This is a genomic window from Paraflavitalea soli (genome assembly GCF_003555545.1).
GTDB lineage: Bacteria > Bacteroidota > Bacteroidia > Chitinophagales > Chitinophagaceae > Paraflavitalea > Paraflavitalea soli.
In genome coordinates, this window is record NZ_CP032157.1 from 6,459,267 (window position 1) to 6,473,942 (window position 14,676).

At 46.3% G+C, this 14,676-nt stretch carries 11 protein-coding genes; 4 read left to right on the plus strand and 7 right to left on the minus strand.

The genetic code is table 11. The features are described from left to right. Positions 1–151 precede the first annotated feature (151 nt). The 3 genes from D3H65_RS24670 to D3H65_RS24680 all read right to left on the minus strand — a co-directional run bounded on the left by D3H65_RS24670 (position 152) and on the right by D3H65_RS24680 (position 3,991). Entirely contained in the window at positions 152–1,540 is a 1,389-nt protein-coding gene (locus tag D3H65_RS24670; RefSeq protein ID WP_119052859.1) for a sensor histidine kinase, read from the minus strand. Further along, the gene (locus D3H65_RS24675) at positions 1,541–2,230 is read right to left on the minus strand and encodes a response regulator transcription factor (RefSeq protein WP_119052860.1); all 690 of its coding nucleotides are present in this window, start codon (positions 2,228–2,230) and stop codon (positions 1,541–1,543) included. Between the two features lie 729 nt (positions 2,231–2,959). Beyond that, complete coding sequence (locus D3H65_RS24680; protein WP_119052861.1) at positions 2,960–3,991, minus strand: helix-turn-helix domain-containing protein; 1,032 nt, start codon at positions 3,989–3,991, stop codon at positions 2,960–2,962. A gap of 818 nt (positions 3,992–4,809) precedes the next feature. Between D3H65_RS24680 and D3H65_RS24685 the strand changes: the two genes are divergently transcribed. The 4 genes from D3H65_RS24685 to D3H65_RS24700 all read left to right on the plus strand — a co-directional run bounded on the left by D3H65_RS24685 (position 4,810) and on the right by D3H65_RS24700 (position 10,919). Continuing rightward, positions 4,810–5,085, plus strand: coding sequence for an ArsR/SmtB family transcription factor (locus D3H65_RS24685; RefSeq protein ID WP_119052862.1), 276 nt, complete (start codon positions 4,810–4,812; stop codon positions 5,083–5,085). 218 nt (positions 5,086–5,303) lie between these two features. After that, positions 5,304–6,377 carry an efflux RND transporter periplasmic adaptor subunit gene (locus D3H65_RS24690; protein ID WP_119052863.1) on the plus strand — a complete coding sequence of 358 codons (1,074 nt, stop codon included), beginning with the start codon at positions 5,304–5,306 and terminating at the stop codon, positions 6,375–6,377. A gap of 52 nt (positions 6,378–6,429) precedes the next feature. Continuing rightward, positions 6,430–9,582, plus strand: a complete 3,153-nt coding sequence (locus D3H65_RS24695; RefSeq protein ID WP_119052864.1) for an efflux RND transporter permease subunit — start codon at positions 6,430–6,432, stop codon at positions 9,580–9,582. Then, positions 9,579–10,919 carry a TolC family protein gene (locus tag D3H65_RS24700; protein ID WP_119052865.1) on the plus strand — a complete coding sequence of 447 codons (1,341 nt, stop codon included), beginning with the start codon at positions 9,579–9,581 and terminating at the stop codon, positions 10,917–10,919. The genes D3H65_RS24695 and D3H65_RS24700 overlap by 4 nt, the downstream gene beginning before the upstream one ends. A 123-nt stretch (positions 10,920–11,042) precedes the next feature. Here the strand turns inward: D3H65_RS24700 and D3H65_RS24705 are convergent, their stop codons facing one another. The 4 genes from D3H65_RS24705 to sufD form a co-directional block, all read right to left on the minus strand. Beyond that, a complete protein-coding gene (locus tag D3H65_RS24705) occupies positions 11,043–11,357 on the minus strand; it encodes an iron-sulfur cluster assembly protein (protein ID WP_119052866.1) in 315 nt (104 codons plus the stop codon). A gap of 10 nt (positions 11,358–11,367) precedes the next feature. Continuing rightward, on the minus strand, positions 11,368–11,790 hold the full coding sequence (locus D3H65_RS24710; protein WP_119052867.1) for a SufE family protein: 423 nt from the start codon (positions 11,788–11,790) through the stop codon (positions 11,368–11,370). An 83-nt stretch (positions 11,791–11,873) separates the two neighbouring features. Continuing rightward, entirely contained in the window at positions 11,874–13,121 is a 1,248-nt protein-coding gene (locus tag D3H65_RS24715; RefSeq protein ID WP_317127747.1) for an aminotransferase class V-fold PLP-dependent enzyme, read from the minus strand. A 200-nt stretch (positions 13,122–13,321) separates the two neighbouring features. Further along, entirely contained in the window at positions 13,322–14,647 is a 1,326-nt protein-coding gene (gene sufD, locus D3H65_RS24720) for a Fe-S cluster assembly protein SufD (RefSeq protein ID WP_119052868.1), read from the minus strand. Positions 14,648–14,676 lie beyond the last annotated feature (29 nt).

The window sequence follows — 14,676 nt, forward strand, 5'->3', positions numbered from 1 at the left end:
CTTACCCCGGCAATAATTACCAATGCAAGACAGAATAACGGAAACCAACGAAAAAACGACTGACTCTTCATACCTGGTTGATCAATATTCAAATATGCTCCATTGGCGTTAAACACCGATTAAACAAGCATTAAAAGGCAATTAATTAAGCTTAGTGTGCTGAGAACGCTTTCACGGAAGGTAGCTGGATAGTGAAGACCGTACCCTTGTTCAGGTCCGATTGTACGTTAATACTGCCCCGGTGCAGGCTGATGATCCTCTTGGCCAGGGCTAGGCCAAGGCCAAATCCTTTAACATGTGTGGCAGCGTTAGTACGGTAAAATGGCTGAAAAATATGCTCCATTTCTTCTTCTGCGATCACATTACCATGATTCTGAACCTGTATGATGACCTGGTCCCCATTAAAAGAGAGATTCACCCAGGAGAGATGATCTGATGAATACTTGCAGCCATTTTCTACAAAATTCTTGATAGAGCTATATAAAAGATCATTATTCCCAAAAACAAGGAATTTCTTTTCATCTTCCGGAAATTCTCCAAAATGGAGCTCTACCTGGTAAGTGGGACTGATCTTTCGCACATCACTCATCACCTTGAAAAGCACCTCGTCGATCCGCACTTCATTCAGCTCAATCGTGCCCTGCGATCCTGTCCGGGCAATCTCCAGCAAACTTTTCGTGAGTTGCCGCATCTGCTGTACATCTTCATAAATGGATTGCATCACCTGTTGGTATTCTTCTGCACTCCGCTCTTTTTGCAGCGTAACCTCCAGCTGGCTTGATATGGAAGTAAGTGGTGTCGACAATTCATGCGAAGCATTCGAAATAAAACGTCTTTGCGTCGTAAACGAATCCTGCAGTCGGTTCAACAATTCATTAAAAGTATTCGCAAGCTGGTGCAGCTCGTCATGTCCGCTTCCGGCTTCTATGCGGTGTGACAAACTTTGAGAAGAAATATCATTTACTTCCCGGATGATCTGTGTGAGCGGCATGAGCAATTGCCTGGAAAACAGGTAGCCAACCAGCGCTGCCGTGGCAATGCCGATCAGCAGGCTCGTCACCAACAGCTTTTGTAGTTGCGAAAGGCGGTTCCAGCCATCTGAATCATAAGCCGCCACCACCACCACAATCCGGTTTACCGAATCCGTATGGTGAAAAGCCATAGCATCCCGGTTATTGATTTTGTAGTAGGATTCCCCGTTAAGGCGGGCTTTTTCCAGCATAGGGACATTGATAGGAGGCGTAGTTACTCCTTTTGCATTGAATTCGTAAACAGGCTGATTAAGGTAATTATAGATAACAACACTTTTGTCCTCCAGTGTATTTGTCGATCCTGAATCAAGGCGCTTCAGCATCGTGGTACTGCTGTCGCCAAAATAAGTAAACAATTGGGCATTGTTGTTCGCCCGGCCTTTTAACCGTTTTTTGAATGATTCCAGTCGCTCCAGGGAAGTAAAATAGTAAATAGAAAAACTAAGCAATAGCAAAATGGCTGTCACCAATAGTGTGAAGAGAGCAGTTATTTTAAATTTGATCTTCACCTACACATGCTCTTTTAAGATATAGCCCATCCCCACTTGCGTATGTATTAGTTTAGTGTCAAAATCCTTGTCCAGCTTTTTACGCAGGAAATTTACGTACACGTCAATTACATTTGTTTTTGTATCAAAATCAATGTCCCAAACATTCAGTGCAATATCTGCCCTCGAAACCACCCGGTTCTTATTCCGTACCAAAAATTCCAATAATTGAAATTCTTTAGCCGTCAACGAGATCGGTTTTTCAGCACGGGTTACCTCTTTGCTGTCCAGGTTCATCACCAGGTCTGCTACTTTCAACATATTGCCGGTGGGCACATTTTGATAGATACGCTTCAGCAAAGCCCGTATCCGCACCAGCAATTCCTTAAAATCAAAAGGCTTTACAATATAGTCATCAGCGCCCGCATCAAACCCCTCAATTTTGTCTTCTGTAGCACTTAAGGCCGTAAGCATCACCACGGGAATGCGCTCATCCCGTTTTCGGATCTCCTTACAAAGCTCGTACCCATTCATACCAGGCAGGTTAATGTCAAGTATCACCAGGTCGAAAGAGTAGGTTTCTACCATTTTTTTCCCAATGAGGCCATCGTAAGCTACTTCTACATGGTACTGCTGCTCCATTAATCCTTTCTTGAGGGCCTCTGCGATCTTTTTCTCATCCTCTACCAATAAGATTTTAACTTCTTCCATAGCGTAAGTAGATGATTGTAAGGACAAAAATCAGAAATAATGGCCAGCAAAGGGTCCTCACTTCTAAATATTGCATTAAAATGGAATTAAAATGACGCTCAAAGCCCTGATTCCAGGGATAAAAGAACAAAAATCCGGATTACCGGTTTGCGTGCTTGCAGCAGCGGAGAGTTGCTGTTCAGCAGTAACCGGTAATCCGGATTAAATCAGTAGACCAACTGTTTTGATGCATCCCGGCAAGCAAACAGCATAGGTAGAATAAAGCAAGCACATAATCTTTTCCCTGCAAGTTGGATTAGATCTGCAGGCAAAACGAATCATTGAACAGTAAGTAGAAGAGAGGAATGCCATCAAACCAGGTAGGGCACGCAATAGTTTTCATTCCTGGATATAGCATTTAGCTCTTCCTTATTTGTGGTTTTTCAGTAAAAGCACATTTTAAAGAAAACGGTTATTTCCCGCTGCCATGCGGGCATCAAGTTAAGGCTTTGAGTGATGGCATTTGATCCATGCCAGGAGCAACTTTCAGAGAGTTTTAACCAAAGTGTGAAGCGTCAGGAATAATATCTGGACTGATGAGATTACGAAGATAAAAGTTTTTTTTAAATAATATGTACCACACAAATTAAAATTGCAGGTAGCTCATGTGTTAATCGGTCAATCAATTGTAATGGTAACAATTATTCTATGGCATATAGACCCAAAATGGGAAATTATACACTTATTCCATTAAACATTCGATAACCCCCTTTTTTTAATACTACCCGGCGAATAACCATGGTGCTTTTTGAAGATCCAGATAAAATTGCTCACCTTCTCATATCCAAGTTTTGACGCAGTTTGATACACCGTCAATGGTTGTTCCAGTAAAAGCGTTTTCGCCAGGTTCATTTTCTTCTCCAAATAATACTCATACAAACTCTTACCAAATATCATTTTGAAATGACGCTTTAACGTAGACTCGCTCAGCGAGACCTGCTGCGCAATGTCATATACATTGGGAAGAGTGCGCTGAAGATGAGCCTGTAATATAGCTTCTGCCTCCATCACTTTAATAAAATGGGCATCATTATTCCCAGGTGCCTGGGGCACCCGGCTATTTAATGCCTTATTCAGAAAGTCAAGTACCAGCGAAGTCGATAATTGAGCAATCTGCGTGGGAGCATGCTCCCTATCGATCAACAAATCAAAAAGAGTATTCACCTGGTTGATCACTGAAATGGTACAAATGCTACTCAATATTAACGGGTTCTCTTTTTCATTGATCCTGTCCAATAGATTATCCAGTGGAAATCCCGCCTTCTGAAACTGTTGGGCCAGCCAGAAACTGGTAACATTGATCTCAATTACCTGCACCGGCTGCAAAGGCACTATATCATACCGCAGATCAATATTATTCGCAACCATCAGGGAATTGCGGGTTTCTGTAGGATTGATTTGCTCATGCCCTCCGATGTTTTTCAACCGGCAACTCCCGGGCGTTAATACATAAACAACGGTAAAGCTCTTATTGTCAGGCTGATTGCCGGGCTTAACCAATTCAATAGGATTATTAAAAACCATATTCCACGCACGCAGGCAACAGCCCGGTTGCACCCTTTCTTTTTTCACCAATCCTTTGACCAGGCCGCCAGATAATTGAAGCGCGTCTTTGCCAATCACCTCTCCATTCAGTTCTTTCGCAAACTGTTCAAAGTCCTGGTCACAATCCATAGGAGGAAATGGTATGCTGTAATGTTTAGTGTAAAGCTTAAGATTCATAAATAGTTTTGAGTAAGGAAAATAATATAAACAGCTTTTTAGGCAAAAGGATCATCATCTGTTTGTCACTGATCAGTACTGCAATTATGTTGCCTTCGGGAGAAAGCATCTTGTGCAAAAACTTGCGGGTATTGGTTTTTCATGGTTCATAGTTACTAGTGTTTTTTCTATAAGTATTTAGTGGCCTGATCCGGGTATAGGCAACCCTTGCTCACATGCCTATATATGTAACAAATAAACTGCGGTAACGTACTAAAGAGAAGACCGATTTTTTGTCATTTTTATTGTTAATAGCGGTGAGTCATGGTGGTGGTAATCCCATAGCGGGAATAAATCGGGCAAGGCGATCAAGCCACGAAGAGAGAATAAAATATTTTCGTATAATCCAATCCAGGCGTTGCGCATATTCGTATACTGTTTAGCGATACTGCATAATTAGGTTGTGTCTGCTACTTCAGATCGCATACCAGGAAAAGAGTATAGCCATGATTTTACCTGTTACCGGGTTTCAAAGACAATAAATAGCCTTCAAAATATTGGTATAAGCAGGGTCATCATTCAATAGGGTATCAATTCACACAGGCGAGCCACCCACGAGGGTGGCTTTTTTTTGTCAGGCTGAGCCTGTCGAATCCCGGCTTGCCGATTGCCTATCCGTATCCAGAAAAAGAATAGCACCTTATTGTTTAAACACCTAATTTTGCAGTCGGGCATTCCGCCCGTTACCCCGTTTCACCAACATGTTATTAATCATAAAACCATAAAACTATTCTGCGTGAACGCTTAATAATAAAGGCGATACGATAAAAAGATATTTTATGGATGCAAAGAAAGTAGAGAAGATCTCCAAAGCCCTGGCCGACCCCAACCGCCTCCTGATCCTGAAGGAACTCCGGAAAAAAAAGGATTGCTTGTATTGTACAGATGTGTATGAGTTTGTGGACCTTACTCAACCCTCCATCTCACACCACCTCAAGCTGCTCACCGATGCCGAATTGATCATACCAACCAAAGAAGGGCGCAATATGAAGTACACCCTCAACAATAAAATGATTGATCAATACGTCCATTTCCTGCAGACCTTAAAGACTTAACAAAAATTTTTTTAGGAAAAACATCGAAGTATTTCGATGTTTCTATAAGTTTGCAGTCCGGTTCCAGCAAAAGCTTGCCTTCACACGGCGCTGGTAGTTTCAAAAATTGGTTATAAGCCTCTCGCCGCATCACTGTTATTGCCCCAGGCAACAATGGGCTGGAAGCCTATACTTTAATGTATCGAAACATTTGAATGTATCAATTTAAACATCGAAATATGAGTCACCCACAATTGAAAAACAAAACTTACTGGCTCCTCCTGTTACTGTTGCCGGTAATCCTTTTCATCCAGGCATGTGAAACCCAGGCCAATGAGCAGAAGCCAGCTCTTGCCGCCGCCGTGCCCAATCCTGCAGTACCTGCAGATGGTTATATCGTACAGCCTACTTCTTTTAGCGAAGAAATAGAGATCACCGGTACCCTCATCGCCAACCAGGAAGTTACCATCGCCAGCGAGCTGATGCGTAAGCTGGTAGCCGTACAGGTCAAAGAAGGTAACTATGTAAGTACAGGCACCCTGCTCTTTCAACTCGATGATGCCGATCTGCAGGCGCAACTAGAAAGATTGCACCAACAGGAAAAACTTGCGGCATTGAATGAGGCACGCCTGAAAGACCTGATAGCACACGATGCTGCTATCCAGCAGGATTACGACCAGGCCATTACCAACCTCAATGTGTTGAAAGCAGAGATCCGCGCCCTGGCAGTTACCATCGACAAAACACGCATCCGCGCTCCCTTCAACGGGCGCATAGGTATCGTACGTGTGTATCCTGGTGCCCTGGTATCACCTAATACCGTACTCACCAATATTGTAGATGATACCCGCATTAAAGTTGAGTTCTCCGTTCCGGAGAAGTACGCCAACCTGGTTGCCATCGGCAAGTCACAGCGCTTTACCGTACAGTCCGACACCGGTGCTTACTATGCCACCGTGGTAGCGAAAGAATCTAAAATGAACGAGCAAACACGTACCCTGCTGGTAGAAGCCATCGGAGCCAATCCCCATGGCAAACTTGTATCCGGGCAGAGTGCTAGGCTCAGCCTAGCCCTGCATACAGCTAATGATGCATTGAAGGTTCCCAGCCAGGCCCTCATGCCCAATTCACAGGGATACGCAGTGTACGTAGCTAAGAACAATAAGGTACAATTGGCTCCTGTTGTCATTGGTCAGCGTGGTGCACAGGAAGTACAGATCATTAGTGGATTGAACCAGGGAGATACCGTCATCACCAGCAATTTGCTGCGCCTGATGCCCGGAGCGGATGTGGACCTGGTAAAAATAAAGTAAGCAGGCTCACTGCATCCGTCCTCGTTTTTTATTTATTTAATACAACATTTGTATGAGTGCCATTTCTCAAATGAGCATCTCCAGGCCTGTATTGGCCGGAGTGATGTCCGTTTTGCTAATTCTTTTCGGTATCGTAGGATACACCTTCCTCGGTACCCGCGAATACCCTGTCACTGATTCACCCATCGTTACCGTTACTACCGTCTATCCCGGGGCCAGCGCCGATATCATTGCTTCCCAGGTAACCAAGCCCCTCGAAGAAGCCGTGGCCGAGGCCAATGGCATCAGGGCTATGTCTTCCGTTTCGCGTGAACAGGTAAGTATCATCACCGTTGAGTTCAACCTCAACGCCGATCTCGAAGCAGCCGCGAATGATGTGCGCGATAAAGTATCCAAGTCGCGCCAGCAACTGCCCACCGATATTGAACCCACCATCGTGGAAAAATCAGGACCGGCCGACTTCCTCGTGTTCCTTACCGTACAAAGCGATACCCGGAGCCTGGAAGATATCACCGACTTTGTCAACATCAATATTAAAGAAAGACTACAGTCTATTCCCGGTGTTCGCCTCGTAGATAGCTATGCAGGCCGCAAAAGAGCCATGCGCTTACGCATGGACCCGGTAAAGCTGGCCGCCTACGGACTTACCCCCAATGATATCCAGACCGCCCTCCAGCGCGAGAATGTCGATTTGCCCAGTGGCCGTATTGAAGGACAGAATACAGAAGTAACCCTGCGTACCCAGGGGCGACTGGTGACTGAAGAGGACTTCAACAATATGATCATCTCCCAGAAGGATGGCGCTATTGTGCGCTTCAGGGATATTGGTAATGCCATCATGTCTTCCCAGAACGAACGCACCGCTATGATCGTGGCCGAAGGAAAGAAAGCACAGTATGGTGTGGGCACAGGTGTACAGCCCCAGCGTGGCGCCAACTCCCTGGCCATTGTGGAAGAGTTCAAGACCCGCTTTGCGGATATTGTGAAATCGGCGCCGAAAGATTATAATATCACCCTTGGCAAAGACTTCACCGTACCTGTCCGCAACTCACTCTCCGAAGTGGAAGAAACCTTATTACTGGCCTTTGGCCTTGTTACTCTCATCATCTTCATATTCTTACGCGACTGGCGAAGTACGCTGATACCGTTGGTGGCCATCCCCGTATCCATCATATCCGCGTTCTTCATCATGTACCTGGGCGACTTCTCCATCAACGTACTTACCCTGCTGGGCATGGTACTGGCCATCGGACTCGTGGTGGATGATGCCATTGTGGTGCTGGAAAATATATATAGTAAAGTAGAAGAAGGTATGAAGCCCCTGGAAGCCGCACGAAAGGGCTCCAATGAAATATATTTTGCCGTCATCTCTACCACCGTCACCCTGGCCGCCGTGTTCCTGCCCATCTTATTCCTGGGTGGTATTACCGGCCGGTTGTTTAAAGAGTTTGCCATCGTGGTAGCAGGTTCCGTATTGATCTCCGCTTTTGTGGCATTGACCCTTTCTCCTATGATGAGCGCCTACCTCCTGAAGCCAGGCGCTTCCCATGGCTGGTTGTACCGCAAAACTGAACCCTTCTTTGTAAGCCTCAACAATGGATATGAACGTTCCCTCAAAGCATTCATGCGCTATCGCTGGGTAGGTATTGTATTGCTACTGGGTTCTTTCGGTATCGCTTATTGGCTGGCCCCCAAGCTGCCCTCTGAACTGGCGCCCCTGGAAGACAGGTCAATGGTGGGCCTCGCTGTCATAGCTCCTGAGGGTACTTCCTATGAAAGCATGGAAGAGACCATGAAGGAGATCAACGCCTATGTATCCGATTCTATTCCCGACCTCAACAACAATACTACCTATGCAGGTATAGCCGCTACCGTGGGTACCCTGGTACAACCTGTAAATGGCGGTTTCCAGTGGATATTCCTGGAAGATCCCAAGGTCCGGAAAAGTAAAATGAGCCAGCAGCAGATCTATGAAAAGTTGGTAGTAGCTTCTCAGCGTTTTCGCAACGTGATCCTCATCCCCATTCAGATACCTACCATCGGGGGCTTCTCTACTTCACAGCCCATTGAATATGTAGTACAGGCGCCTACCCTGGACAGCTTAATAGCAGTAATGCCAAGGCTGATGGGTGAAGTATATAAAAGCAAGAAGCTGGCGTTCCCCAACCCCGACTTTAAAGTAAACCGCCCCGAGATCAGTATTTCCATCGACCGGCAGCGCGCAGCACAGTTGGGTATTTCCACACAAGAGATAGGCCGTACCTTACAACTGGCCCTCAGCGGTCGGCGTTATGGGTACTTTATTTACAACGACCGTCAGTATGAAGTAATAGGTCAGCTCGATCGCGTGGAAAGATCAACCCCCGAGAACCTGCGCTCCTTATTCCTGAAGTCTGCCAGCAATGAAATGGTGTCACTCGACAACCTCGTGAGCCTGAAAGAGGGCATCAGCCCACCCGCCATCTATCGGTATAACCAATCTTACAGCGTTACCATTGGCGCTACACCTGCGCCCGGTGTAAGCTTAGGCGAGGGCATCAAAGAGTTGGACAACATCACTGCCAGCGTACTACCCAAAGGGTTCAGAACACAGCTGGCCGGCCAAAGCCGCGATTTTGCGGAAAGCAGTTCCAGTTTGATCTTCGCTTTCATCTTTGCCATATTGTTGATCTACCTCGTACTCGCGGCACAGTTCGAAAGCCTCATAGACCCTTTCATTATCCTGTTGACAGTGCCGATGGCCGTTACCGGCGCATTGCTGAGCTTATGGTTTACCGGTGAGTCTATCAATATCTTTAGTCAGATCGGTATCATCATGCTCATTGGTTTGATTACCAAAAATGGTATCCTCATTGTAGAGTTTGCCAACCATCGCAAACAGGAAGGACTCAAAGTGAAAGATGCTGTTATTTCAGCCGCTACCTCACGGTTCCGTCCCATCCTCATGACTACCCTGGCTATGATCTTCGGTACACTGCCCATTGCCTTGTCACTCGGTACATCTTCCGGAAGCCGTACCTCTCTCGGTATTGTGGTAGTGGGTGGTTTGATCTTCGCCGGTATCCTTACATTATATGTTATCCCGTCCGTGTATTCTTATTTCTCACGGCCTGCTAAGAAAACATCAGGTGAAGAGGGTGCGCTGCCTCATGGTGGAGTTCCTGTACCCGCACCCGTTACCTTGAATACAAATGCATCAATATGAACAACAAGAAAAAAATAGTGTACACCCTCTTATTATCGGCAGGTTTTCTCCTGTTCCGCGTACACACCATAGCACAGTCTTTATCCCTTTCATTGCCCGATGCCGTATCCCTGGCAATTAAAAACAACCGGTCATTGAAAGTATCAGCACTCGATATTGACAAGGCAGGCGAGGACATACGCATAGCCCGCAGTTTGGCACTGCCTGCTGCCAGCCTGGGTGGTCAGTACCTGCATTACTTTACCTTGCCTGCCTTCTTTGGATTTGGAGAGAATGGGGGAGGTGATAAAGTCCCTTATAGCCGCATGGGCGGAAGAGATCAGTTTGCCGCTACTTTGTCCGTCGCTTATCCCATTTACAATCCACTGGCCAGGCCGGCATTGAAAGAAGCCCAGCTCAACCAGCATGTTCGCAGAACCACACAGAAATTCAATGAAGTGGATGTCGCCGCAGCTGTAAAGCAGATATACCTGGGCATGCTGGTGATCAATGAAAGGCTGCAACTGCAATATGAAAGCCTGCAGCGGAATGAAAAGGCCTTGCAGGATGCCCGGTCATTGCTGGCACAAGGAAGAGGTTTGAGAGTGGATACCCTGCGTGCCTATACATCCGTCAAGAACCTGCAGCCCGATATCCTCAAATTGAATTACGCCCTTCAGGTGGGAAAGCAGCAATTGGTTACCCTCATAGGCATCGACTCTGTGCAGGATGTTCAGTTAACCGATTCCCTGGCATTGGCCAAAGATGAACAGATACCGGTGGCTGAAGTCGTCTATGAAGAAGCCAAAACACAGCGGCCCGATCTGCAGATACTGGCCATCAACCAGCAGATCAGCGATCAGTTGGTATTGCAGGCCAAAGCCCAGCGACTGCCCGTGGTTTCTTTGGTGGGCCAGTACCAGGTGCAGAGCCAGGCCAAAGGTGCTAACTTCTTTGATGCTTATTGGCCTTCAGCTTCCTTCGCCGGTGCCCAGGTGGTATTGCCCTTGTTCACCGGGTACAAAAACCGGGCAAGAATAAGCCAGGCAAAGATCAACAAAGATCAGTCGGTAGTACGCCTGACCGATGCACAGCAAAAACTTAAAACAGAAGTAGCCCAGGTAATAGCCAACCTCAATGAGACTTTTGAGCGCATGAAAACACAGGTGCAGGTAAAAGAAACCGCCAAATTGAGTTACGATATTATTCAATACCGCTATTCAAAGGGAGTAGCTTCCAGATTGGAATTAACCGATGCAGAACTGGCCCTTACTACCGCTCAGCTCAATTACCTGGAAGCAGTATTTGAATACCTCTCAGCAAGGATAGAACTCGACAGAACAAGAGGAAGGAATTAACAAGAAAGACACATGAGAAAAAGTTAAGAGAAAGGAACTGAAAAAATAGATCAACAAGAAGGTTGTTTACAAGTAGGGTTAAGAAAAAGCCTGCCGGAGAATATATCCGGCGGGCTTTTCGTTTTATAGGAAGCCTAATTCCAGCTTCGCTTCCTCACTCATCATATCCCTGTTCCAGGCTGGTTCAAAAGTGAGCATTACATTTACGTCTGTTACATTAGCTACCGTACGCACTTTTTCATCTACTTCCCGGATGATATCCCCCGCCACCGGGCAGCCCGGTGCTGTGAGCGTCATCGTGATCTGTACATATCCATCATCCCTGATATCGATTGTATACACCAGTCCCAGTTCATATATGTTAACCGGTATTTCCGGGTCATGCACTGTTTTCAGTGTCTCAATGATATCCTGTTCTGTTTGTTGCTTGTCTATCATATGAGCGCGATTAGTTTGCTTTGGCCTGGTGCGCCAAAGCATATATTTTCATTTGTTTGATCATGGCGAGTAAGCCATTCGAGCGCGTCACCGAAAGATGCTCCCGCAGCCCGATCTTGTCTACGAAATACAGTTCCGAGTTGATGATCTCTTCCGGTGTATGCCCTGATAATACACGCACCACCATACTCACCAGCCCCTTAGTGATGATCGCATCACTGTCCGCCGTAAAATGTACCCGGCCATCCTGGAGATCCGCATGAAGCCACACCTGCGCCTGGCAGCCTCGGATCAGGTTTTCAGGCTGCTTGTATTCTTCTTTGATCAGGGGAAGTTCTTTTCCCAGCTGGATGATGTATTCATATTTCTCCATCCAGTCGCCAAACATGGAAAACTCATCAATCAGTTCATCCTGTATTTCATTAATCGTCATAGTCGTAATTTCTTTTCTGATGCACAGTCGCCAGCCTCTGGCTGGTGACTGTGTATTTGCTAGCCTCTGGCTAGCCCTAATATCTAAGTAAGCATGGCTACTGCCCGCGTAACCCCTGCAGCCAGTTGATCAATTTCTTCTTTAGTATTATAAAAAGCAAAAGATACCCTTACCGTACCAGGAATGCCAAAGCACTCCATCAAAGGTTGTGTACAATGGTGACCCGTGCGTACCGCAATTCCCAGCTTGTCAAGCAGTACGCCTACATCGTAAGGGTGAACACCTTCTACAATGAAAGACAATACCCCCGACTTCTGCGCCGAAGTACCAATGATCCGCAACTTATCAATGACCGATAATTTTTGCGTAGCGTATTCCAACAGCTCATGTTCATATTGCTGGATGGCCGGTAAGCCGATATTTGTGATATAGTCAATGGCCGTACCCAGACAAATGCAGGCTTCTATATTGGGCGTGCCCGCTTCAAAACGGAAGGGGAGATCATGGTAAGTAGTCTTTTCCAGCGTCACCTGTTTGATCATGCTGCCGCCGCCCTGGTAGGGAGGCATTTGGTTCAGCCATTCTTCTTTGCCATATAAAATCCCAATACCTGTAGGGCCGTATATTTTATGTCCGGAGAATACCAGGAAGTCTACATCCAGGTCTTGCACATCCACCGGTATATGTTGTACTGCCTGCGCCGCATCCAGCAATACCGGGATATTGTGCTGGTGCGCCTGCTCGATGATGTCTTTCACCGGATTGATCGTGCCCATCGTATTCGATACATAGGCAACTGCGATCAGTTTTACCGTCTTGTCCAGCAGTGCGCTGAATTCATCCATCTTCAATTCCCCTTTCTCATTAATAGGGATCACTTTCAGCTTGGCCTTGCGGTCTTCACACATGATTTGCCAGGGCACAATGTTCGAATGGTGCTCCATGGCCGAAATAATGATCGTATCTCCTTCTTTCACAAACTGTTTGCCAAAGCTATATGCTACCAGGTTAATAGCATCCGTCGTGCCCTTGGTGAAGATCACTTCATGATCATGGCGCGCGTTGAGGAAGGCGGCAATTTTTCTGCGGGAAGCTTCGTAAGCATCCGTGGCCTTCTGGCTCAGGTGATGTACGCCCCGGTGTACATTACTATTCAGGTGAGTGTAATAGTCTTCAATCGCTTTGAGGACCGCCCAGGGTTTTTGAGCAGTAGCCCCATTATCAAAATAGATCAGCGGTTTGCCATATACAGTCGTCTGCAGAATGGGAAAATCTTTCCTGATCTGCTGTATATCCAATGTAGAAGGAGCTACCATAATGTCTGTACTCATGGTTTTGTAAATTAATGATTAACAATGAGTGTTCTAAGGGGACCTTTACGGAGCTGTTGGTTAAACAAACTACCCTGCCACTCATAAGTAACAGGGCAGTCTGTAAATAAAAATATTTCTTTCTGTGTTAAACACTCACACCACTCATTCGAAGCAAACGCTTCTGTATTCTGAATTCTGTATCCTGAATTCTCCCATCCCTACTTCAATCCCTGCTCGATCAGCGCATTGATATGCGTTTGCACTTCTGGAAGCGGAATTTTTTCTGTTACATCAAAAGCAAAAGCATGGATCAGCAAGGCGCGGGCCTTCTCTTCTCCGATGCCCCTCGACTTCAAATAGAACAATGCCTCCTGGTTAAATTGTCCCATGGTAGAACCATGGCTACATTTTACATCGTCGGCAAAGATTTCCAGCTGCGGTTTCGAATCCATCACAGCTTTCCGGCCCAGTATCATATTGTTGTTCTGCTGGAAGGCATTCGTTTTCTGCGCATCCTTGCGAACAAATATCTTTCCGTTGAACACACCGGCAGCTTCATCTTTCATCACACCCTTGTACAGTTCATTGCTGTTACAATGCGGTTTGCGGTGGTCTACAATCGTATGGTTGTCTACCAGCTGGCGACCGCCGGCCAGGTAGATGCCGTACAAGTGACTTTCTACATTCTCCCCATCCAGCGCCACATTCAGGTTGTTGCGCCAAAGGCTGGTGCCAGGGAAAGAAGCTTTATAGTTATTGTAAACACTGTTGGCTTGTTGGTAAACTTCCGTATGGTGTACATAGCGTGCATGTTCATCCCCCGCCTGTATATAATAATGTTGCACCTGTGCATTCTCCTGCAGCACAATTTCCGATACATTGTTGATGAACACCTGTGCGCCGTTTGTATCAGTAGCATAACTTTCGATGATGCTGATAGAAGAGCTCGTGCCCATTACAAACAATTGGCGGGGCTGGAAGAAAGTAGGGGCGCCCGTGGTTGTAATATGAATAAGGTGTAAAGGTTTTTCTACTACCGTATTGCGCTTCACTTCAATGAACAGCCCATTGCGGAAGAGCGCTGTATTGGCAGCCGCAAAGTGAAACTTCTCCAGGTCGATATACTTGCCAAAATGCTGCTTGAAAGCTGGCTTGCCCGCCGCATCTGACAACGAGGAAAGGTAAAGCCCTTCCACAGGTACCGCATCCGACAGGTCGGCCCGGTACTTACCATTTACCAATACGATATGATAACAATCCAGTAATTGGATCGCTGCTTTGGCAATCACCGCATCTTTTACCGACAGCACTTCTTCATCCTGTTCCAGTTCAAACCCTTCTTTCAGGGCAGGGATCAGGTTCGTGTATTTCCAGTCTTCTACCTTGGTAGAAGGAAAGCCCAGCTTTTTGAAATGCTGAAAGGCCTGTTCACGCAAGGCAATTACTTCAGCCGTCTCGCCGGAGGTGAGTGATGCACGCAGTGCGTAATCAGCGATGCACTGGTCGTATAAGGAACTATTAATTTGTGTAATGCTGTTTTCCATTCCGGTTCTTTTTCTGCTGGTTCAATAAA